The organism is Endozoicomonas sp. PH6C (assembly GCF_059322965.1).
In genome coordinates this window covers 5,898,374-5,923,052 of sequence record NZ_CP185342.1, presented here as the reverse complement: position 1 = coordinate 5,923,052, position 24,679 = coordinate 5,898,374, and the positions used below count along the sequence as shown (strand labels likewise).

Genomic DNA, 24,679 nt, shown 5'->3' with positions numbered 1-24,679 from the left:
GTGTATGGAAAGGTTTGCTTGTGGTGTGTATGCATGCATATACTTCTGTTATGCAAGTTTAGGGAGGTCGAATGACTTCGGACGAACTAAGAAAAGAACTTGAAGCCAGGGGTTGCAGGTTCTTAAGGCAAGGCAAAGGCTCTCATGAGATATGGATAAACAAGGAAGGGAAAAGAACTTCCGTTCCTCATCCGAAAAGGAAACTTGGAAAGGGGCTTGTAACAAAGTTGCTGAAATGGGCAGGGGAGTGATCTCCCCCTCAGAATCGATAAAGAAATTATATTAATGTGAGGCAAGACATGTTATTTAAAATTGGTATAGAAAAAGCGGAAGACAATAACACAGCCTATGGTATTGTAATTCCTGCTCTGTGCAATGATAAATACTCAGCCTATTCTTCAGCTGATGAGTTTGATGATATTGTAAAAAATGCAAAAGATGCCGCATTTACAGTTATGGAAGAGATGGCTCTTAATGGAGAATTAGATCTATCTCAAATTGCATTATCAAACAAACAAGATTATTCGAATAATCCTGATTATGAAGATTTTACCGAATGGGCTTTTATAGATATTGAAGTAGATGAAGTTCTGGGAAAGCAAAAAAGAATCAATGTCAGCATGTCTGATCTTCTTATTGCTCATATAGATCAAATCGTTAAGAGTGGTGGAAAGTACAAAGATCGAAGTGATTTTTTGACGCAAGCAGCATTACATCAAATAACTGGTGCAACCTTATAACAAGTAAAACCATCTCCTGACAAACGACATGTACACGGACAAAAAATAGAACGCGCATAACGAACTCGCTTGACGGGGTCAGCTACGCTGCCCGTCAGCACTGGGATACCAGTTCATGATGCGTTTTTTGAGATCGCTGACTTTCTTCTCCGCTGACTTTCTTTCCTCACCAGGGATAATCATCAAAACGGAACTTTAGTACTTTCTTAAGGTCAAATAATTAAACAGCTTTAATTTATTCCTGCAAATGACTGTAGGGAGGAAGATTGACTATGGATGGTCGTATTGGTGAGAAAATAAATTACCCCGTTCCTGATGGTGGCATGCCAGCCAGGGGAGCAAGTCTGTATTTATCGTCAAAAAATACGGATGTCTGCCCTGGTGTAACGCCCAAACTCAATGGATCGGCACCTCCGGTTGCGTCGCCGGACAGAGTGAGAACCGTATCTTCAAAGGACTCCGCGACTCAAAGGCCCCCTCACGCCTTCGATTTTCGTTTTGTCGCCAGTAATGATCAGGTGCGACAGCTTTTAGTTGCCCAGACCCGCGATGAACATCGGGAGGTCACCCTTATTTCTCATCCCGATGACCTCTCACAGGCTAACCTGGTGAGCCGACTGAGCATTTCCGGTGATGGTCGCCACAGGCTGTATCCGGGCAAACTGTTTGAAGGTTCACAGCCATTTACCCTGGTAATAGATATCCGAAAGCTCGCCAGCGAAGCACTGCCAAAATTTAACGACCTGCTGGACCCCGATAACCCCTGTCTGTACGACAAAGTCAGCCGTAAGAAACGCCCCCTGGGCAAGCATGTTTCTCTATTGGTCGTGGCAGACCCTGCACAGTTGGCAGCAGTTGGCCGGTGTGAAGGCGCATTGGCGGCCGGCGCACCGGGTGCTGACTTCTGGCGGCGAATTAATCGACCGGGCAATTCCTGGCATTTCGATGCTCAGACCGGCAATGCCCGGGCAATAAACATCGACAGTGTTCCTCCGGTATTGGCTGAATTCTCTCCCGCTGAGAGCACCATGGATAACGACAATACCCTTGTTATTGACTGTCACCTGCACAGCCACTGGCGACAGTTGCTTCTGGGCGGCCCCGGAGTGGATGAAAAAGGGCGAATCCAGCACCTGCCCGGCAGACTTGAGTCATTAAAAGCCGGACAACGAGTGATTCTGAAAGGCGCCAACTGGGATGACCTGGCCTTTGAACAGACGATTCGACAGATGTTGGCGCAACAGAGCTTTGAGAGCAACGGCAAGATTTGTCAGTTACCCGACAATGTTCAGTTTTATCAGATGCCGGTAGGGAAGGACGAGCTTCATTCATTGTTCCAAAGCCTGTCTCACTCTTATAAAGAAGATGACAAAGGACTTGATAAAAAGCACGCACCACGAAACCCGATCATCATTAACGAGAATAATATCACGGATTGGCTGAGCCCCATTGCAATTGCTCCCGGAGGCTATGCCACCCCTAACACCTGTCTGTTGGAGCAAGTTCGGGCAGGTGGTACCGTCACCGTAACGTCTCCCCTCACTCAGGCAGAATGGTTTTGTTTACTGGGCTCACTGCAGACTATTCGCGAAACGACTGGTCTGGAGCCCCGACTTCAGGTGGCGCATTGGAAAAAGCAACCGAAAGCCCTGGGATTGACAGAAAACGATGAGCATCCTTTGCCCGGGAGCCATCAGTCACAGAAAAAAGTTAAAGATCATGCTGCTTTTAATACCTTCACTTATCAGCAACATGCTCAGGCAAGTCATTGGCTGAATAATCAGCGGGGAGAACCTCTGGTTATTCAGGTCAATGAACAAACCAGCTTCAGTGAGCTATTTGATAATATCCATATCACCTCGGAACAAAAGGCCCATTTTGGACGACTTCAGAGTAAATTGCAGGAGGCATTAATCGCTGGCACGCCGGTTGTTGTTCGGGGACTGGAGAGTAATCCAAGGCTTCAGCAGCTTCTGGAACCTCTGGTTGTGGGACAACCTCTGCTAGTGAATGGCCAATTGCAGGCCTACCCAAAAGCTCATGTCACAATACTCTGGCCTGATTCTGCAAAAAGCCCGTCTTCGGTATTTCGTGCAATGGTTGCCAGGAGTAAGCCGTGTCCCAAGGTTGATCTTTGGGGTATCTGCGCCTCCAGGCATGGTATCGCCCGAACCGAGGTGCCAGAACAAGCACTTGATAAACTTTACGAAGCGTTTAAAACCGTACCTGTTGGCCTTTGTAATGCTCTGCCTGAAATCACCGAAGGGTTGTTGAATAATCTGATACTGGCTGCCCGGCGGGCAAAACAGGTGGACCAGTCCCAACAGCTTTTACCCCGCCACTGGCGCAAAGCCATCAATAGCGTCATCACCCATGGCACCCGGCAAAATCCATCCGTGCGTGATTTTATGAAAGTGGCTTGTTGGCAATTGTTACCGGATAACACGCCGGATGCTCATCAGAAGCCGCAAGAGGGTCAGGCCGCCTCGGTAGACCCGGATCAGTTAACTGCCATCATCAACAGTGCCCGGCATTTGGATAGAGAGTTTGTGGAGCAGAACCTGTGGCCACTGGCCCGAGCCTTTGACCCGGCAGTATTTAAAGGTACCGAATTACAACTGTCCTATAAAAGTCCGTTTCCACAATCGGCTGACAAAAAAGCTCTGGACAGGCTCTGTGCCATGATCCTGGCCCATGCGCCTGAACAACAACGACAGACCATAGCCTATCAGTTGGAAGTCGATCCGAAGGCAACAGAGCAATATTCATCGTTAACCATCAGGCCAGAAAGACAGATCAAACGTTTGCAGGACGCACTGGCTTGCGGCTGGCATTTACCTTTGTCACAAGGGCAGATCCGATCCGATGCCATTCAGGCTCTGGCCACCGATTGTTTCCACATGGCCAGAACAGCGAATTCTGAGGCAGAGCGCATTGAACGTATTGAAAATCGACTGTCTGAATCACTGAAATGGCAGGGTTCCGCTGATATGCCCCTGTCAGCACTGGCCCGGGATCTTTATCACGGCAAGATAAGTCAGAAAGATCGTGAAAGTCGTCGATTGTCGCGACTTCATGACCGGCTTACGGACTCTCCCGTTATATTTCTGCAGGGAGAAACCGGCACCGGGAAAAGTTACTTTTCAGCAAAGATGGCAGAGGCTTCAGGACAGGCTAAGGTCATTTCCCTTGGACCTTCCGACAGCGAACAGACCCTGATGAAACGCTGGCAGTGGCGGGAGCAAACCGATGGCGACCGCTCTATGATGCAACAAAACCGGACTCTGATGGAATGGGCTACTATCCCACAGGACACAGATGGAGAATACATTACTCTGGTTCTGGATGAAGCCAACCTGGCTAAAACCGGATTACTGGCGTCATTGAACGGCTTATGGGAGCCAAAGCCTTGCATCTATGTCAATGGTCACCCTGTTCCGGTCAGCCCAAAACACCGGGTGATTCTCACCGGCAATTCGGATCATTACTCCGGGCGCCAGCTCGATCCGGCCCTGAAAGAGAAACTGCCCAGGGCTTATTACCCACGCCTGGATCAGGCTTTCCTTGAGGACAGGGTGGTGGAACCGGCTCTGGTCAATCATTTATCACAACGGCATCTGCCGGAGCAGCAAATAAACGACATTGCACACAGTGCCACCAAGAGCCTGATGGCTCTGTGGCAATATTATCAGGAGCTGTTGCCCGAGCATGAGTTTACCCCCAGGGATTTAACCGACATCTGTAGCTGGGTGGGTTGGTATCTGGATCGTGCGTTGTCGGAAGGCGACAGTGTTAGCTGTGAGCAAGTGAACAGTTTGATCCAGCAAAGTTTTCGGGATGTACTGGGTCCCGAAATCAGCGAGACTCAACAGGATGCCCTTTCGGCACTGGAAATCTGGTTTGCTGCCCGTTACCACCCGGACAACACCCTGCGCGACAAAGTTCATAACTACACCCTGCCAGATATTCAGCGAGACTTCGAAGCATACACCAAAAAATTCCAACCTGAGTTTGATACCTCCGGATCGGCAGTCATTGAACTGGTGCAACGGCTGGGACAGGATTTAAGCCGCTGTCAGCAAGCTTATCATCACGACAGAAAACACGGCGGACGACAGGCGACGTTGATTGAAGGCCCAGCCGGGCGGGGTAAGGATGCCACGCTGAACCTGATGATTGAAAGTGTCAGACAGCAGGCCAGGCAACGGCAAGAATCCATACCAGAGGTTTATCTCCTGAATGCCTGTGATTGTTCCTGGGATAAAGTGTGTGAAGCGATCCAGAAAGCAAAAGTGGAAGGCGGCATCGTGGTGATTTCGGAGATGAATCTGATCGACAGCCAGCATCTGGAAGGTGAGTTAAACGATATTCTGGCCGGTGACGCCCATCCGGGTTTCCACCTGTTTGCCACCATCAACCCGCCTGAGTACAGCGGGCGAAAACCCTTATCACCGGCGCTGAAAGGACGTTTCAGACATTTGCCGATCCGCCAGTATAACTCGGCAGAATTGCAGAACATTGCCGGGAAAGTGTTGCCAGACTCCCCAAAAGGAAAATTCGTCGCTGCATGGCTGACTGAAAAACATTGTCGTTTAAGGGCCTGCTTGCAACGAAAAAACCTGCCGTTACAGCTCACCTGTCGCGATTTACAGAATGTCGCAATGGCTGTCAGAACAGGAGGCAATTTTAGCGAAAAAGCACTTCATCAATGCCTCAATCAGCACTACCGGCTTTACCTGATGGCTGCCAACCTGTCGCTGGAGGAACTGCCGAAGTCACCGGCTCTTGTCATGGGTAAAGGAGCACTTGATTCCGGACTTTGCAAATGGCTCAACGAAAGGGTATCGGGCATTAGTCGTCCATGGTTGATACGACGCAGTGATCGCAACAGTATTGATGAAAAACACCATGAGATTTGTTTCAAGGCTGGTCTGACTGGAAAAAAAACCAAAACAGAAATCATCAGGATGGTCGCTCAGTCACAATGGCAGGCATCCGGTCTTTCCCTGAATCCGGATCCGTCGGACAATGCTCTCACCCGGGCACTGTACCGACACTGGCAGCAAAGCTGGTTTGATCGTAAGTTTGACAAGACGGGCATTGACGCCAATAGCGTATTTCCCCTGACGGAAGAAGAGGAACAAACGCTAAAGTTACCCGCTTCCCAGCCTTGTCTTCAGGAAGCTGATCAGCGGATAAGCACATGGAACGCCAATGCAGCTCAACACGGGTCTGCGTTTTGGCAACAGATAAGTGATCTGCCCAACCAGCAGGTGAGCGATTATGCTAACAAAGCCTCAGCCATCAATGCTGACGAGGCTCATGAAAAATTCATCCAGGAACTCTCCGAGAAAGATTTCATAGGCCTGGAACGGGACACGGACTATGAGTGCGAGGAGAAGCCACGAATTAAGGATGAAATAGTTTTTAAAACTCAGCACCATCCTTCCCATATGTACCGTTGGCGGGCAAGTGATGTTTGTGTGTCTGACACGGGTAATATTAGAACGGTCGATATTAATGACCTGCACTTCCTGGGGGTCGAAACTCTCACACCTGACCCTTTACCAGGGCGTGATCAGGAAGTTATCTTAGCCAGCAATCAAACCCTGGCGACCCTCAAGATGTCATCAAAGGATGGTGAATATGAATTGCCCAGTCTGACGCCTAATGACTATATCGTGGCCCTGAGTATAGAACCCGATTTGCCATATACCCTGAAAAGAGACAAATATACCGGGCTTCACACGCTGTTTATTCCAAAGGCCAACGCTAAGGGGCAGCGTATTCAAATTTCTTATGTCGTAGAATCCAGAGAACCGGACTTGGAAGCATCGGCTAAAGAAGCTCGCTCAAAACGATCGATAAGGTTTCACACCCGCTGTTCAAAAGGGATGAAAAAAGTACTGAAAGGACTGTTTACGAACATTGACCAACAACCACCCGAAATACAGGAGCCTTTGCGGAAAATAGCAGACGCTCAAGACACGGCAGAACGCATTCAGGCAATCAAGGAGTATTGCCGGCAGTTTTCCGGGGTGACTAAACCAAAGCGCGGGGAGAATTTCTTTGAATTCCTGGTAACACAGCGGCAAGGGCGTTGTCGTCATCGTGCGCCTGTTTTTGTCGCTCTTTGCCGTTATTTCAAGATTCCATGTCGGCAAATGTTTAACAATACCCACGCCTTTGCCGAGTGTTCCGAGGATGGAGGCCAAACCTGGCTGTCAGTGGATTTGGGCGGAGCGCCCACAAAGAACACAAAAGTGATACCAAAATTTCAGCGCATCAGAACGTTGCAAAGTTCCAGTGCTGCGTTAAAAACAATTAAGAATCTCCTGGAAGGGGCAGATTTATCACAACAGCAAACGCTGGCCAAAGCCATGAATACGAGCCCCGAGAAACTGAGCAAATATTTTCTGACAAACAGTGCATTGCCAGAAAGCATTCCAAGCATTTTCGAGATAGTAAAAAAACTTTGGGGAGAAAAAAATTTAACCAGTTTTGCCATGGGTGTCTCATTGTTATCAGAGACAAAAGCGTTGAGCAATGACGAGATGAATTTGCTCGGTACTGTGACTCGCGACGATCAGGATGAGAACAGTAAAAGTCATAATGATAAACCGATGTCGAAGGCTCCGTTAAAACGCCTCATAGACGCGAGGTATGAATTCGATTCTGTGCAAGTCGACGATTGGGAATGGTACAGGAGGAATCGCGACTATGAACCGATGTCGGAGGCAGTCATACAAATCTTGCTCGACAATGATGAAGATAAGGTCACTGAACAACTCGAGTCATTGTACTCAAGAATGATTATTCAGGGCGGAGCAAATCCTAACAAGTGGTTGAGTTCAATGGTGTCTATATTGCGTCAGAGCGAACGGACCAAACCTTCGGTTATTCACTTTGCCCTTAAAGCCATGGAATCGGGTTGGCTGGATCCAGTGCCAGATTATCAAAGCGATATTATCGATGCACGTGGACATCATGAGCTATTGGAAGCTCTGGAAGGTATCGATGAACTGAAGGTTAAAGCCACCCATTGTCTGAGAAAGTGGTATGACGCATTGTTGTCCAGGGAAAAACACAGTAGTGTGTGGCGTTTGAATTATGAACACTACCAGAGGCAAGAACGTGATACCTTGCTCGTCACTCATTGCCATGACGGGTTTTCGTCATCCCTTGAAAATCAGATGGCCCATCGTTCTATACAAGACGTCTGGACGAACAATCCTGAGGGCATTCCTGATATAGAACGAATGCTGGTGCAACAGCCTGCTTTTCCACAGTTAAACTCGAGCAGGGATAAAGACCGTCCGGTGATTATAATCGGTTGCCCCGACTGGGGCGAAATTGCAATTAAGGAAAAGGTTCAAGCCCTGCTGCAACGAAAAGCAGAGAACAGGCCGGAGTTTAAGCAGATATTGGAAAAAGCCAATCAGACTCTGCCCCCCCTCAAGGTGTCGGGTGAGGAGAAAAAAATTCTTGATGACTTCACAAACAAATGCGAGCAAGCGATCAGACATGCCTTCAGTCATTATCTGTACGAAGTGACACAGTCAAAAGGCGGTCGCTTAACGTATTGTTGGCTTGACACTGTCATGCTTTCTCGCATGAACCATGACAGCAATAACTTTTGCTATGGCGCTCATGATCCATCCTCACCAGAAGAGCTGTTTGCCATGATGTCTGATATGAGTTGCTTTAGACAGAAAGAGAAACTTGTTAAGGACGCCTACTTGCAACAGGCACAAAACGCCAGTGACGCCCTGGTGCTGAGGTCCGATAAGTTGACAACCATTGCCGAAGAGTTTTTGAACAGCATGAACCTGAATTCGATGTCGGATTCATTGGGTATCTGATCATAAGTACCTGGCCAGTTGGTTTCGCATATTCTGGCGAGTGGATTTTTTCATCCTTCAAGGCGCAACGACGGGCGCGTAGCCATAGCTACGCAACCAGAGTTGGAACGCAGAAGGATGGAAAAAGCCGCCGTCCAGAATATGCGAAACCAACTGGTTAGGTACTTAGTCTGGTCACGAAGAGTTTTTAGAGGTCGTTGACTTCCTTCAATGTTACAGGCAACTGTCCAAATGGAACTTTAATCCTATTTTAAGGTCAAATAGTAATAGAGTTTCATAACACTCCTGCAAAGGAAAGCAGTAGAGGGGATTGACTATGGATGGTCAGATCAATGGAAAAACAAACAACCCTGTTTTTAAGGCTGAAAGGCCTGATGGCGGCATACCACCCAAAAGAGCAAAGCTGGATTTAAAACCAGAGATTGCAGAGGTCACTGGTGTAACTGCCAGACTCAATATATCGCCAACTTCGAGAGGCCTGCCTGACAAAACGAGAATCGTATCTGCAATGGATTCGTCGCTCCAAAAGTCTACTCATGCCTTCGATTTTCGTTTTGTCGCCAGTGATGACGAGGTTCGACAACTTCTGATTGCCAAGACCTGCGATAAACATCAGGATGTTACTGTTATTTCCCACCCCGACGACCTCTCACAGGCTAACCTGGTTAGCCGGTTGAGTATTTCCGAAGAGGGTCGCCACACTCTGCGTTCAGGCAAGCTCTTTGAAAGTTCACAGCCATTGACACTGGTGATAGATATTCGAAAACTCACCGGTGAAGAACTGCCAAAGTTTAACGATTTACTGGACCCGGATAACCCCTGCCTGTACGACAAAGTCAGCAACAAAAAACGTCCTTTGGGCGAGCATGTTTCGCTATTGGTGTTGGCAGACCCTGCACAGTTGGCATCAGTTGGCCGACGTGACAAGGCGTCGGGGGCCGAGGCACCCGGTGCTGATTTCTGGCGGCGAATTAATCGACCGGGCAATACCTGGCAGTTCAACGAAACGACCGGCAATGCCTCATTGATGGATATCGACGAGGTTCAGTTATTGGCTGAACTCCCCTCTGCCGAAAGTGCTATGGATGACGAAAATACCCTTCTTATTAACTGCCACTTGGACAGCAGCTGGCGGCAGTTATTGCTGGGTGGCCCCGGAGTGGATCAACAAGGGCGAATCCGACACATCCCCGGCAAGCTTGAGTCGTTAAAGGCCGGACAACGGGTGATTCTGAAAGGCGCCAATTGGCAGGATCTGGCCTTTGAACAGACGGTTCGACAGATGCTGGCGCAACAGTGTTTTGAGAGCAACGGGAAGATCTGTCCATTACCCGACGATGTTCAGTTTTATAAGATGCCGTTAGGCAATGAAGAGCTTCATACACTGTTCCAAAGTCTGTCTCACTCTGATAATGAAGAAGGTGACCAGGAACTTGATAAAGCCCATGCATCAGCAAACCCGATCATCATTAACCAGAGTAATATCAGGGAGTGGCTGAGCCCGATTGCCATTGCCCCGGAAGGCTATGCAATCCCTAATACCAGCCTGTTGGAACAAATTCGGGCAGGTGGTGCTGTCACCGTAACGTCCACCCTCACTGAGGCACACTGGTTTCATTTGCTGGGTTCACTGCAGACGATTCGCGAGACGACCGGCCTGGAGCCCCGACTTCAGGTGACTGATTCAAGACAGCAACCAAAAGCACTGGGATTGACAGAAAACAATGAACAGCCAATCACAGATCAAGCCACTTTTAATACCGTTACTTATCAGCAACATACCCAGACAAGTCATTGGCTAAATAATCAGCAGGAAGCCCCTTTGGTCATTCAGGTCAGCGAACAGACCGGCTTCAGCCAGCTCTTTGATAATATCCATATCACCTCGGAACAACAGGCGCATTTTGGACGACAGCCAAGTAAATTGCAGGAGGCATTGAGCACTGGCAAACCGGTTGTATTCCGTGGACTCGAGCATAACCCAAGGCTTCAGCAGCTTCTGGAGCCCCTGGTTATTGGGCAACCTTTGTTGGTGAACGGTCAATTACAAGCCTACCCACAGGCTTGTGTCACCTTACTCTGGCCTGAGTCTGCGAAAAGTCCTTCTCCGGTCTTGCATTCGCTGGTCGCCAAGGGTAAACCCTGTCCTGAGGTCGATCTCTGGGCTGTCAATGCCAACAGGCATGAAATCCCCCGGGCTGAACTGCCAGAACAAGCGCTTAATAAACTTTACCAGGCGTTTAAAACCGTACCTGCTCACCTTTGTAATCCTCTGCCTGAAATAACCACGGGTTTGTTGAATAACCTGATGCTGGCTGCCCGTCGGGCACAGCAGGTTGATCAGTCCCCGCAGCTCCTGCCCTGCCACTGGCGCAAGGCCATCAATAGCGTCATCACCCATGGCACTCGGCAGCATCCGCCCGTGCGTGATTTTATGAAAGTGGCTTGTTGGCAGTTATTGCCTGATGAGGATCAAACCGCTTCAATCGACCCGGACCGCTTAAATGCCACCATCAACAGTGCTCTGGCGTTGGATAGAAAGTTTGTGAAGCAGAACTTTTGGCAACTGGCCAGAGCCTTTGACCCGGTGATATTTGAGGACACCAAATTTGAAGGATTTCAACTGTCTTATGAACGTCCATCGCAACTGGATGATAAAGACAAAGATCTGAACAGGCTCTCTGCCATGATCCTGGCCCATGCGCCTGAAGCACAACGAGATGCAATGGCGTATCAGTTGGAAATCGATCCGGAGGAAGCAGAGCTCTGTCAATCGTTAGCCATCAGGCCAACCAGACAGATTAAACGTTTGCAAGACGCACTGGCTTCTGGCTGGCATTTACTATTGCCGCCCGGGCAGACCCGATCCGACGCCATTCACGATCTGGCTACCGATTGTTTTTATATTGCCGCAACAGCAAATTCCGACGCGACAGGCATTGAACATATAGAAAATCGACTGTCTGACTCACTGGAATGGAAAGGTTCCGTTGATAACCCCATGTCAGCACTGGCCCATGATCTTTATCACGGCGAGATGAGTCAGAAGGATCGCGAAAGTCGTCGATTATCGCGACTCCATGACCGGCTTACAGACTCTCCCGTTATCTTCCTGCAGGGGGAAACCGGCACCGGAAAAAGCTACTTTTCTGCCAAAATGGCGAAGGCTTCAGGGCAGGCTTCGGTGATCTCCCTTGGACCTTCTGACAGTGAACGGACCCTGATGAAACGCTGGCAGTGGCAACAACACCCTGACGGCGACCGCTCTATGGCGGAGCAAAACCGGGCATTGATGGAATGGGCCAAGACCGAATCCGACAAAGACGGAGAGTACATCACTTTAGTGCTGGATGAAGCCAACCTGGCCCAAGCCGGATTACTGGCATCATTGAACGGCTTATGGGAACCGCAACCCTGTATTTACGTGAATGGTCATCCTGTCAAGGTCAGCCCAAAACACCGGGTGATTCTCACCGGTAACCCGGATCATTATGCCGGGCGCCAGCTCGACCCGGCCCTGAAAGAGAAACTACCCAGAGCTTACTACCCACGTCTGGACCAGGCTTTTCTCATGGGCAGGGTGGTGGAACCGGCTCTGGTCAAGCATTTACAAGAGCATCTGACGGAGCATCAAATAAACGACATTACACGCAGTGCCAGCAAAAGTGTGATGGCGCTCTGGCAATATTATCAGGAACTCTTGCCCGACCATGAGTTTACCCCCAGAGATTTAACGGATATCTGCAGTTGGGTAGGTTGGTATCTGGATCGTGCTCAGCCCGCTTGCGGCAGTGTTACCTGTGGGCAAATAAACAGTTTGATACAACTCAGTTTTCGGGATGTACTGGGCCCTGAAATCACCGAAACACATCGGGATGCCCGGTCAGCACTGGAAATCTGGTTTGCTGCCCGTTACCAACCGGAGAACACCCTGAGCGACAGTCTTCGTATCAAGACCCTGTCAAATATGCAGCAGACCTTCAGTACAGTCACCAGAGAAATCCGACCAGATTTTGATACCTCCGGATCGGCAGTCCGTGAACTGGCGCAATGGCTTGGACAGGATTTAAGCCGCTGTCAGCAGGCTTATCATCGCAAGATAAAACACGGCGGCCGTCAGGCAACACTGATTGAAGGCCCGGCAGGACGGGGTAAAGATGCCACGCTGAGCCTGGTGATTGAAAGTGTCAGACAGGAGACTGAGCGACGGGGAGAATCCATGCCGGAAGTCTTTTACCTGAATGCCTGTGATTGTTCCTGGGACAAAGTGTGTGAAACGATCCAGAAGGCAAAAGTGGCAGGCGGCATTGTGGTGATTTCGGAAATGAATCTGATCGACAGCCAGCATCTGGAAGGTGAGTTAAACGATATTCTGGCCGGTGAAGCCCATCCGGGTTTCCACCTGTTTGCCACCATCAACCCGCCTGAATACAGCGGGCGCAAACCCTTATCACCGGCGCTGAAAGGGCGTTTCCGACATTTGCCCATCCGGCAGTACAACCCTGCAGAATTGCAGACCATTGCCGGGAAAGTATTGCCAGAGTCCTCAGAAGGGACATTCGTCGCCAAGATGCTAACAGAAAAACATTGTCTTTTAAGGGCTCAACTGCAAAGCAAAAAACTGCCATTACAACCGACCGGCCTTGATTTACAGAATGTCGCCAGGGCTGTTAACAGAGGGGGGGATTTGACCGAAAAAGCCGTTCATCAATGCCTCAATCAGCACTACCGCCTTTTTCTGATGGCCGCCAACATATCGCTGGAGCAACTGCCAGAGTCATCAGTTACTGCCATAGGTAAAAGTGAGTTTGATTCCGAACTTTGCGAATGGTTCAACCAAAGGGTATCGGGCATTGATCGTCCGTGGTCGATACGACGCAGTGATCGCAACACTATTGATGAAAAACACCATGAAATTCGTTATGCGGCTCGTCTGACTAAAGAGGAAACCAAACCAGAAATCATCAAGATGACAGCTCAGGCCAGGTGGCGGGCATCAGGTCTTTCACTGAAGCCGGATCAGTCGAACGGTATGATCACCCGGGCACTGTACCGACACTGGCAGCAACGCTGGTTTAATCATGAGTTTGGCCAGACAGGTGTGGACGCTAACAGCGTATTTCCCCTGACGAAAGAAGAGAAACAAACACTGAACATGCCAGCTAACCAATCTTATTTTCAGGAGGCTGACCAGCTGATACGCGAATGGAATTCCAATGCTGCTCAATGGTGCCCTGCGTTTTGGTATCGGATAAGTGGTCAGCTGAACCCTTGGGCAGAGGATTCTGAAAAATACCTGCCACACGTCCAGGAGAAACAGGCTCCGGCATTGGATCAGAGAACGAACCATGAGCCGCGACCTGGTAAAGAAACATTGACTATTGGTAATGATAAGGCTCCTGAAAAACACATTCTCAAAGTCGACACAAAAGGGTCTCGATTATTGGGCAGGGAAACGAACTATGAAAGCCTGGAGAAACCAGTACGTACCGACTACAGAGTCTTTGAGCAGAGAAAGTCTCATATGTATCGCTGCCGGGCAGAGGATATTGATGTGTCAGCTAAGGGTGATATCGAACTGATCGACATTAGTGATAGACACATTGAGGGTTTCGAAACCCTTACACCTGAACGGTTACCAGGGCGTGACCAGCAATTGACATTAGCCAGCAATCAATCGCTGGGAACCCTTGAATGGTCATCGAAGAATGGTCAAGTTATATTGCCCAGTCTGACAGCTGACGACTATATCGTGGCCCTGCGTATAGAGCCCGATTGGCCATTCACGCTGATCAGGGACCAATATACCGGGCTTCACACACTGACTGTTCATGGGGTCACAGCCAAACAGAACATTAGAACGACTTATGTCGTAGAACACAGAGAGTCGGGCAATAAAACAGCTGCTAAACGAACCCGACCAGATGGATCAACACATTTGGACACCCGCTGTTCAGAAGGTATAAAAACAGTACTGGACAAACTGTTGGACCAACAACCCTCCGAAGTACATGAGTCTTTGCGGGCAATAAAAACCGCTAAAACCACGAAACAACGAATTATGGCAATCAAGGAGTATTGCCGACAGTTTTCCGGTGATGCCAAACCAATAAGCAAGGGCAATTTTTTTCATTTTCTGGTAACACAGCGGCAAGGGAGCTGTCGTCATCGTGTGGCTGTTTTTGTTGCTTTTTGCCGTTATTTTGGGATTCCATGTCGGCAAATGAATAGTCATATCCACAGCTATGCCGAGTATTCCGGGGATAAGGGCCAAACCTGGAAATCAGTGAGTTTGAGCGGGGCACCTGCACAGTTAAAAAAAGTCAGACCGTATTTCCAGCCCTTCATGAAGGGCGCTGATTCCAGCACCAGGTCCGGGAAAATTAAGGAACTCCTGAAAGATTTCCTTAAAGAGGCTGATTCGGCACAACAGCAAACTCTGGCTAAAGCCTGTCGCATGAGTCTGGAAGAACTGAACAAAGCCCTTGAGAGATACAGTGCATTGCCTGAAAACAATCTATTTTTTGCTGGAATAGTCGAGAGACTTTGGGATGAAAAAGGTCTAACCAGTTTTTCCATGGGGGTCTCATTGCTGGAGTCACTGGAGACAAAAGAATGGGGCCGTTACGAGAAGCGTTTGGTCGGAGGTAATTTATATCCGATATCATGGACAGTCAGACAACTATTGTCCAACAGTGATAAAGATCAGGTCACCGAACTACTCAAGTTATTGTACTCAAAAATGATTGTTCGGTGGGAAACAAGTCCTCTGATTTGGTTGAGTGTCATGGAGCAGATACTGAAATGCAGTGACTTGGCCAGGCCTTCGGTTATTCACTTTGCTCTTGAAGCAATGAAATCAGGTTGGCTGGACCCACAGCCGGAATACATTGAGCAGTTTATAAAGGCTGTTGATCACCATCAGCTATTGATAAATCTGGAACGCGTCGATGAACTGAAGATTGAAGCCGCTAATTGCCTGAAAAAGTGGTACAGGGAATTGTTGTCCAGAGAAAAAAATAGCCAGACCTGGCGTTTGGTTTTTCACAATTTCCAGAATAGAGAAAGTGATGCCATGTTGGTCACTCACTGTCATGGTGGGCTTTCGTCAACCCTTGAGGGTGACATCGCCAGCTCATCGTTAAACGCCGCCTGGACGGACAATCCTGAAGGCGTTCCGAATATAGAACGAATGCTGGTGCACCATCCCGCGTTTCCGAATTTAATCTCGGGCAAGGCGAGCCACCGGCCGGTGATTATCATGGGGCAGCCTTCCTGGCAAAACACGATGATTAATGAAAAGGTCGAAGCTCTGTTTCAACTAATCGTTGAGAACAGCCCAAACTTGAAGCAGATATTGGAAAAAATACATCAAAATAAGTCAGCGCAAACACCATTTGGCAATGCTCTGAAAGAATTGGATATTCACAATTATGATAAAAACTGCGACAAACCAGTAACCTCTCAGGCTCAAGATCTTTTGCCTTATCTAAAAGACAAATGCGAACGGGCAATTCTCCAGGCCTTCAGTCATTACCTGTATGGAATAACGCACTCGAAAGGCGGTTGCTTAACCTATTGTTGGGCCGACACTTCCAACAAAGGTTTCATGCTTAAGGAATATGGCACTCATGATCCATCCTCACCAGAAGAGCTGTATGCCATGATGATCACAATTGATAGCTCTCCCGGGTTTCTGAAATCTTTTCAGGACGCTCGCATAAGGGAGGCACACAACGCCAGTGATGCTCTGGTGCTGAAGTCCGATAAGCTGACAACCATTGCCGAAGAGTTTTTGAGCAGCGTAAACCTGAATTCGATGGCTGACTCATTGGATATCTGATCATAAGTTCCTGGCCAGTTGGTTTCGCATATTCTGGCGAGTGGATTTTTTCATCCTTCAAGGCGCAACGACGGGCGCGTAGCCATAGCTACGCAACCAGAGTTGGAACGCAGAAGGATGGAAAAAGCGCCGTCCAGAATATGCGAAACCAACTGGTTAGGTACTTAGTCTGGTCACGATGAGTTTTTAGAGGACGTTGACTTCCTTCAATGTTACAGGCAACTGTTAAAATGGAACTTTAATCCTATTTTAAGGTCAAATAGTAATACAGTTTCATAACACTCCTGCAAAGGAAAGCAGTAGAGGAGATTGGCTATGGATGGTCAGATCAATGGAAAAACAAACAACCCTGTTTTTAAGACTGAAAAACCTGATGGCGGCATACCACCCAAAAGAGCAAAGCTGGATTTAAAACCAGAGATTGCAGAGGTCACCGGTGTAACTGCCAGACTCAATATATCGCCAACTTCGAGTAGCCAGGCGGTCAAAACGAGAACCGTATCCACAACAGATTCGTTGCTCCAAAAGGCTCCTCATGCCTTCGATTTTCGTTTTGTCGCCAGTGATGATGAGGTTCGACAACTTCTGATTGCCAGGACCTGCGATAAACATCAGGATGTTACTGTTATTTCCCACCCCGACGACCTCTCACAGGCTAACCTGGTTAGCCGGTTGAGTATTTCCGAAGAGGGTCGCCACACTCTGCGTTCAGGCAAGCTCTTTGAAAGTTCACAGCCATTGACACTGGTGATAGATATTCGAAAACTCACCGGTGAAGAACTGCCAAAGTTTAACGATTTACTGGACCCGGATAACCCCTGCCTGTACGACAAAGTCAGCAACAAAAAACGTCCTTTGGGCGAGCATGTTTCGCTATTGGTGTTGGCAGACCCTGCACAGTTGGCATCAGTTGGCCGACGTGACAAGGCATCGGGGGCCGAGGCACCCGGTGCTGATTTCTGGCGGCGAATTAATCGACCGGGCAATACCTGGCAGTTCAACGAAACGACCGGCAATGCCTCATTGATGGATATCGACGAGGTTCAGTTATTGGCTGAACTCCCCTCTGCCGAAAGTGCTATGGATGACGAAAATACCCTTCTTATTAACTGCCACTTGGACAGCAGCTGGCGGCAGTTATTGCTGGGTGGCCCCGGAGTGGATCAACAAGGGCGAATCCGACACATCCCCGGCAAGCTTGAGTCGTTAAAGGCCGGACAACGGGTGATTCTGAAAGGCGCCAATTGGCAGGATCTGGCCTTTGAACAGACGGTTCGACAGATGCTGGCGCAACAGTGTTTTGAGAGCAACGGGAAGATCTGTCCATTACCCGACGATGTTCAGTTTTATAAGATGCCGTTAGGCAATGAAGAGCTTCATACACTGTTCCAAAGTCTGTCTCACTCTGATAATGAAGAAGGTGACCAGGAACTTGATAAAGCCCAGGCATCAGCAAACCCGATCATCATTAACCAGAGTAATATCAGGGAGTGGCTGAGCCCGATTGCCATTGCCCCGGAAGGCTATGCAATCCCTAATACCAGTCTGTTGGAACAAATTCGGGCAGGTGGTGCTGTCACCGTAACGTCCACCCTCACTGAGGCACACTGGTTTCATTTGCTGGGTTCACTGCAGACGATTCGCGAGACGACCGGCCTGGAGCCCCGGCTTCAGGTGACTGATTCAAGACAGCAACCAAAAGCACTGGGATTGACAGAAAACAATGAACAGCCAATCACAGATCAAGCCACTTTTAATACCGTTACTTATCAGCAACATACCCAGACAAGTCATTGGCTAAATAATCAGCAGGAAGCCCCTTTGGTCATTCAGGTCAGCGAACGGACCGGCTTCAGTCAGCTCTTTGATAATATCCATATCACTTCGGAACAACAGGCGCATTTTGGGCGAGAGCCGAGTAAGTTGCAGGAGGCATTGAGCGCTGGCGAACCGATTGTATTCCGGGGACTCGAGCATAACCCAAGGCTTCAGCAGCTTCTGGAGCCCCTGGTTATTGGGCAACCTTTGTTGGTGAACGGTCAATTACAAGCCTACCCACAGGCTTGTGTCACTTTACTCTGGCCTGAGTCTGTAAAAAGTCCGTCTCCGGTCTTGCACTCGCTGGTTGCCAAGGGTGAACCCTGTCCCGAGGTCGATCTCTGGGCTATCAATGCCAACAGGCATGAAATCCCCCGGGCTGAGCTGCCAGAACAAGCGCTTAATAAACTTTACCAGGCGTTTAAAACCGTACCTGTCGGCCTTTGTAACCCTCTGCCTGAATTGAACGAAGGCTTATTGAATAACCTGATAATGGCTGCCCGGCGGGCACAACAGGTTGATCAGTCCTCAACGCTTTTACCCCGCCACTGGCGCAGGGCCATTAATAGCGTCATCACCCATGGCACCCGGCAGAATCCACCCGTGAGGGATTTTATGAAAGTGGCTTGCCGGAGCTTGTTACCGGATAGGACGCCGGATAAGGATCAGCCAATCTCGGTAGACCCGGATCAGTTAACGGCCATCATCGACAGTGCCCCGCAGTTGAATAGAGCGTTTTTGGAGCAGAACCTGTGGCCATTGGCCAGAGCCATTGATCTGACAGCATTCAAGAACGGTAAATCTAAAGGATTACTGTTGTCCTATGAAGAACCAGTTTCCGTTTGGCATAAGGAAAATTTTCTGGACAAGCTCTGTGCCCTGATTGTGGCCCCTTTGCCTGATGAACTTCGTCAGGCCATGGCGTATCAGTTGAAAGTCGATCCGGAGGCAGCGAAACGCTATCCACCGTTAACCATCAGGCCATCAAGACAAATTAAACGTTTGCAGGATGCACTGGCTTCTGGCTGGCAGTTACGTTTGCCACCAGGGCAGACGCGATCCGATGCCATTCAGGCTCTGGCTACCGATTGTCTTAATAAAGCCATAACAGCGAATTCTGAGGCAGAAGGCATTGAACGCATTGAACACCGATTGGCTGAATCACTTATATGGGCAGGCTCCACAGACAATCCCCTGTCAGCACTGGCCCGGGATCTTTATCACAGCGAGATAAGTCAGAAAGATCGTGAAAGTCGTCGATTATCCCGACTTCATGACCGGCTTACCGACTCTCCCGTTATCTTCCTGCAAGGGGAAACCGGCACCGGGAAAAGTTACTTTTCTGCCAAAATGGCCAAGGCTTCGGGACAGGCTTCAGTCATTTCCCTTGGACCTTCCGACAGCGAACAGACCCTGATGAAACGCTGGCAGTGGCAACAATACGCTGATGGCGACCGCTCTATGGTGCAGCAAAACCTGGCATTGATGGAATGGGCCAATACCAAATCCGACAAAGACGGAGAGTACATCACTTTAGTGCTGGATGAAGCCAACCTGACCCAAGCCGGATTACTGGCATCATTGAACGGCTTATGGGAACCACAACCCTGCATCTATGTGAATGGTCATCCTGTCAAGGTCAGCGAAAAACACCGGGTGATTCTCACCGGTAATCCGAATCATTATGCCGGGCGCCAACTCGACCCGACCCTGAAAGAGAAATTGTCCAGAGCTTACTACCCACGCCTGGATCAGGCTTTTCTCAGGGACAGGGTGGTGGAACAGGCTCTGGTCAATCACTTACAAGAGCATCTGACAAAGCATCAAATAAACGACATTGCACGTATTGCCAGCAAAAGTGTGATGGCGCTTTGGCAATATTATCAGGAACTCTTGCCCGACCATGAGTTTACCCCCAGGGATTTAACGGATATCTGTAGTTGGGTGGGTTGGTATCTCGACCGTGCTCAGCCCGCTCTTGGCAGTGTGACCTGTGGGCAAATAAACAGTTTGATACAACACAGTTTTCGGGATGTACTGGGCCCTGAAATCACCGAAACGCATCAGGATGCCCTGTCGGCACTGGAAATCTGGTTTGCTGCCCGTTACCAGGCGGAGAACATCCTGAGCGACAGAGTTCGTAACAAGACCCTGTCAGATTTTCAGCAGACCTTCAGAACAGTCAGCGAAAAAATCCGACCAGACTTTGATACCTCCGGATCAGCAGTCTGTGAACTGGCGCAACAGCTTGGGCAGGATTTAAGCCGCTGTCAGCAGGCTTATCATCACGACAGAAAACACGGCGGCCGTCAGGCAACACTGATAGAAGGTCCGTCCGGGCGGGGTAAAGATGCCACTCTGAACCTGGTGATTGAAAGTGTCAGACAGCAGGCCGAAAAACGTCAAGAATTGATGCCGGAAGTCTATTACCTGAATGCCTGTGATTGTTCCTGGGACAAACTGTGCGAAAAGATCCAGAAGGCCAAAATTGAAGGCGGCATCGTGGTGATTTCGGAAATGAACCTGATCGACAGCCAGCATCTGGAAGGTGAGTTAAACGATATTCTGGCCGGAGACGCCCATCCGGGTTTTCACCTCTTTGCCACCATCAACCCACCTGAGTACAGCGGGCGAAAACCCTTATCACCGGCCCTGAAAGGGCGTTTTCGACATTTGCCCATCCGGCAGTACAAAGCGACCGAATTACAGACCATTGCCGCGAAAGTGTTGCCAGAGTCTTCACAAGGAACATTCGCCGCTGAGATGCTAACAGAAAAACATTGTCGTTTAAGGGCTCACCTGCAAAGCAAAAAACTGCCATTACAACCGACCAGCCTTGATTTACAGAATGTTGCCAGGGCTATAAACAGAGGTGGTGATTTTAGCGAAAAAGCCGTTCATCAATGCCTCAATCAGCACTACCGGCTTTACCTGATGGCTGCCAACCTATCGCTGGAGGAATTGCCGGAGTCTTCGGCTCTTGCCATGGAGAAAAGTGAATTTGATTCCGGACTTTGCCATTGGTTCAATGAAACGGTATCGGGCATTGATCGTCCGTGGTTGATACGAAGCAGTCATCTCAACAGTGTTGATGAAAAAAAACATGAAATCCTTGTTAACACTCAGCGTGATGAAAAGGAAGTCAGAACGGAAATCATAAAAGGTGTGGCTCAGGCAAAGTGGCAGTCATCAGGCCTTCCCCTGAAGCCGGACGAGTCGGACGATATTCTTACCGGGGCACTCTACCGACACTGGCAGCAACGCTGGTTTAGCAATCATTTTGGCCGGACGAACGTAGACGCTAACAGCGTATTTCCCCTGACGGAAGAACAGCAACAAACGCTGAAAATGTCAGCTAACCAGCCTTATCTTCAGGCCGCTGATCAGCAGATAGGGGCGTGGAAAGCCGATAAAGTTCAATGGTGGTCTGTGTTCTGGTATCAGATCAGTGATTTGCTGAACCATCTGGCAGACGATTTAATCAACGAAGCATCCGCTATTGGTGGTGATAAGGCTCCTGAACAAGACAAGCCAGAAGTCCACGAGAAACAGGCTCGGGCATTGGATCAGAGAACGGAGCCTGCGCCAGAACCTGTTAACGAAGTCTTGACCACCAGTAGTGATAAAGTTCCGCCACAAGTCCACGAGATGCAAGCTCCGGCATTGGATCAGAGAGCGAACCTCGAGTCACAACCTGTTAATAAAACGTTGACTGTCTACGGTGATAGCACTCCAGAAAAATACATTCCGGAAGTCCATGAGAAAGAGGCCCCGGTATTGGACCGAAGAACGGACTATGAGAATGAGAAAGAGAGCGAGCGACAACTTGACGATTATATAATTTTTGATGACCCGGACCATTTTCCCGGGATTTATCGGTCATTGGCAGAGGATATTTATGTATCACCTGAGGGCAAAATCAAAAGGATCAGTATTAATGATAAACACATGCAGGGAGTCGAAGTCATCATACCTGCACGGTTACCAGAGCATGGCCGGGAAGTGACATTAGCCAGCGACCAAACACTGGCTACCTTTTACATGTCATCAAAAAATGGTCAATTTATATTGCCCAGCCTGACAGTTAAGGACTACATCGTGGCACTGCGCATAGAACCTAATCTGGCATTCACACTGCTCAGGGACCGATATACCGGCATACACACACTATTTATTCCAGAAGCCAAAGCCGACCAGAGCATTAAATTTGCTTATGTCGTAGAACCCAGAGAAGTGGGCAAAAAAACACCGGCTGAAAAAGTCCGGCCAGCACCATCAAGACGTTTTGACGCCCACTGTTGCCAGGGTATGAAAACAGTACTGGACGACGTGTTTCAGAAGATTGAGAAACAGGCATCCAAAGTAAGGAAACCTTTGCAGAAAATAGCAAAGGCTGAAGACACGGAGCAGCGCATTAGGGCAATCCAGGATTATTGCGAAGACTTTTCCGGTGTTGCTGTACCAAAGCGCAATAAAAATTTCTTTCACTTCCTGATAACACGCCGACAAGGCAGCTGTCGTCATCGTGTGCCTGTTTTTATTGCTTTATGTCGTTATTTTGGCATTCCATGCCGACAAATATCCAATGATACCCACGCCTTTGCAGAGTGTTCGCCGGACGGTGGCCAAACCTGGAAATCGGTGGATTTGGGCGGAGCGCCTGTCGAGGTAACAGAAATCCTCCCTGAGTTCCAGGACACCAGAAGAGTCAGTGTTTCCGGCACCGAGTTAAAGAAGACCAGAGATCTGCTGAATGGGCGTCTGAAAGGTGCTGATTTAGCACAACAGCAAACTCTGGCTGAAGCCTGCGGAACAAGTCCTGAAGAACTGAACAAGGCCCTTGAGGCAGGCTGTGAATCGCCGGAAACCCTTCCAGATATTTTCGAAATAGTAAAGAAACTCTGGCAGACAAAAGATTTAACCGGCTTTTCCATGGGTGTCTTAATATTAGTGTCGCTGGAAACAAAAGCATTAGACTTTAACGAGAAGGAGTTGATTCGTACTGTCTTTAACAATGATCAACCGTTGTCGAAGACAGTCAAACACATCTTGTCCAACAGTGATAGAAATCAGGTCATTGAACCACTCAAGTTATTGCACTCAAAAATGATTATTCATGGCTCATTAAAACCTGGGGACTGGTTTATCTTAATGCTGAATATTCTGAGTGACATTGATCTGACCCCTGCGGTTATTGACTTTACCTGGGAAGCCCTGGCATCGGGTTGGCTGGATATACTGCCAACCTATAAATGCCTGGAGGCCGGTGAACACCATAAGCTATTGGTTCGTCTGCAAGGTGTCGATGAACTGAAGGTTCAAGCCAGCCATTTACTGAAAAAGTGGTATAAGAAATTATTCTTCAGAGAGAAAGATAGCCAGACATGGCAAAGGGCTTACCATTCCTTCCAAACAAGTAAATCAGGGGCCTTTTTTGTCACTCGTTGTCATCATGGTTTATCGCCATCTCTGGAAAAAAACATTCTCACCTCATCTTTACGCAACGCCTGGACGGACCAACCCGAGGGCATTGCGAATATAGAACGAATGCTGGTTCACCATCCTGCATTTCCGAAATTAATCTCGGGCAAAGCGAACCACCGTCCGGTGATTATCATGGGGAGGCTTAACTGGATATCTGGCTTGAAAGTGAAGCATAAAAAGGTCGCAGCCCTGTTACAACGAATCGCTGAGAACCGCTCAGACCTGAAACATTTGTTGGAAAAAAACAGTCAATTCAGCTTATCTTCAGGGGAAGTAGCTCTCATAAATGATTTAAAAGACAAATGTATGGAGGCGCTTAAGCAGGCCTTCAGTCATTATCTGTATGAAGTAACACACCTGAAAGGCGGTTGCCTGACCTATTGCTGGGGCGATGCCCACATAGATGGATGCTGGGATAGCAACAGGTATGGCGCTCATGACCCATCCTCACCAGAAGAACTGAATGCCATGATGTCTGCAATCAGAAATGAAGAGCTTGAGAAATCTATTCAGGATGACTACTTACGTCAGGCACTTAACGCCAGTGATGCTCTGGTGCTCAAAACCAATGAGCTGAATACCATTGCCGAAGAGTTTTTGAACAGCGTGAATTTGAATTCGCTTTGTGAGGCATTGGATACCTGATAACCGTTTGGTCATGATGCGCTTTTCGAGATCGGTAACTCCACTCCCGTCATTCCCGGCTTCCCTCCCGTCATTCCCGGCTTCCCTCCCGTCATTCCCGGCTTCCCTCCCGTCATTCCCGCGAAGGCGGGAATCCACACTGACTCACCACCAGAACCATACTACCCGGTGCCCCCCTGGCCTTGCCATCCCCGAGAAGGCAGAGATCCAACGTTGGCGCTGGATTTCCGCCTTCGCGGGAATGACGACCCTTTAGTGCCGCACAGGCCCAAAGACTCTATAACAGC

5 protein-coding genes are annotated in these 24,679 nt (G+C 48.9%); all 5 read left to right on the top strand.

Features of this window, described 5'->3' with window-relative positions:
• Positions 1-71 precede the first annotated feature (71 nt).
• The 5 genes from ACOMG9_RS20965 to ACOMG9_RS20945 all read left to right on the top strand — a co-directional run bounded on the left by ACOMG9_RS20965 (position 72) and on the right by ACOMG9_RS20945 (position 24,392).
• The gene (locus ACOMG9_RS20965; protein ID WP_422135406.1) at positions 72-251 is read left to right on the top strand and encodes a type II toxin-antitoxin system HicA family toxin; all 180 of its coding nucleotides are present in this window, start codon (positions 72-74) and stop codon (positions 249-251) included.
• 48 nt (positions 252-299) lie between these two features.
• Complete coding sequence (locus tag ACOMG9_RS20960; RefSeq protein ID WP_448218321.1) at positions 300-740, top strand: type II toxin-antitoxin system HicB family antitoxin; 441 nt, start codon at positions 300-302, stop codon at positions 738-740.
• Positions 741-1,012: 272 nt separating this feature from the next.
• Entirely contained in the window at positions 1,013-8,602 is a 7,590-nt protein-coding gene (locus ACOMG9_RS20955; RefSeq protein ID WP_494529349.1) for an AAA family ATPase, read from the top strand.
• A 316-nt stretch (positions 8,603-8,918) separates the two neighbouring features.
• Positions 8,919-16,445 (top strand): AAA family ATPase, encoded by a 7,527-nt coding sequence (locus ACOMG9_RS20950; protein ID WP_494529348.1) that lies wholly within the window; start codon positions 8,919-8,921, stop codon positions 16,443-16,445.
• Between the two features lie 315 nt (positions 16,446-16,760).
• Entirely contained in the window at positions 16,761-24,392 is a 7,632-nt protein-coding gene (locus ACOMG9_RS20945) for an AAA family ATPase (protein ID WP_494529347.1), read from the top strand.
• Positions 24,393-24,679: the final 287 nt, after the last annotated feature.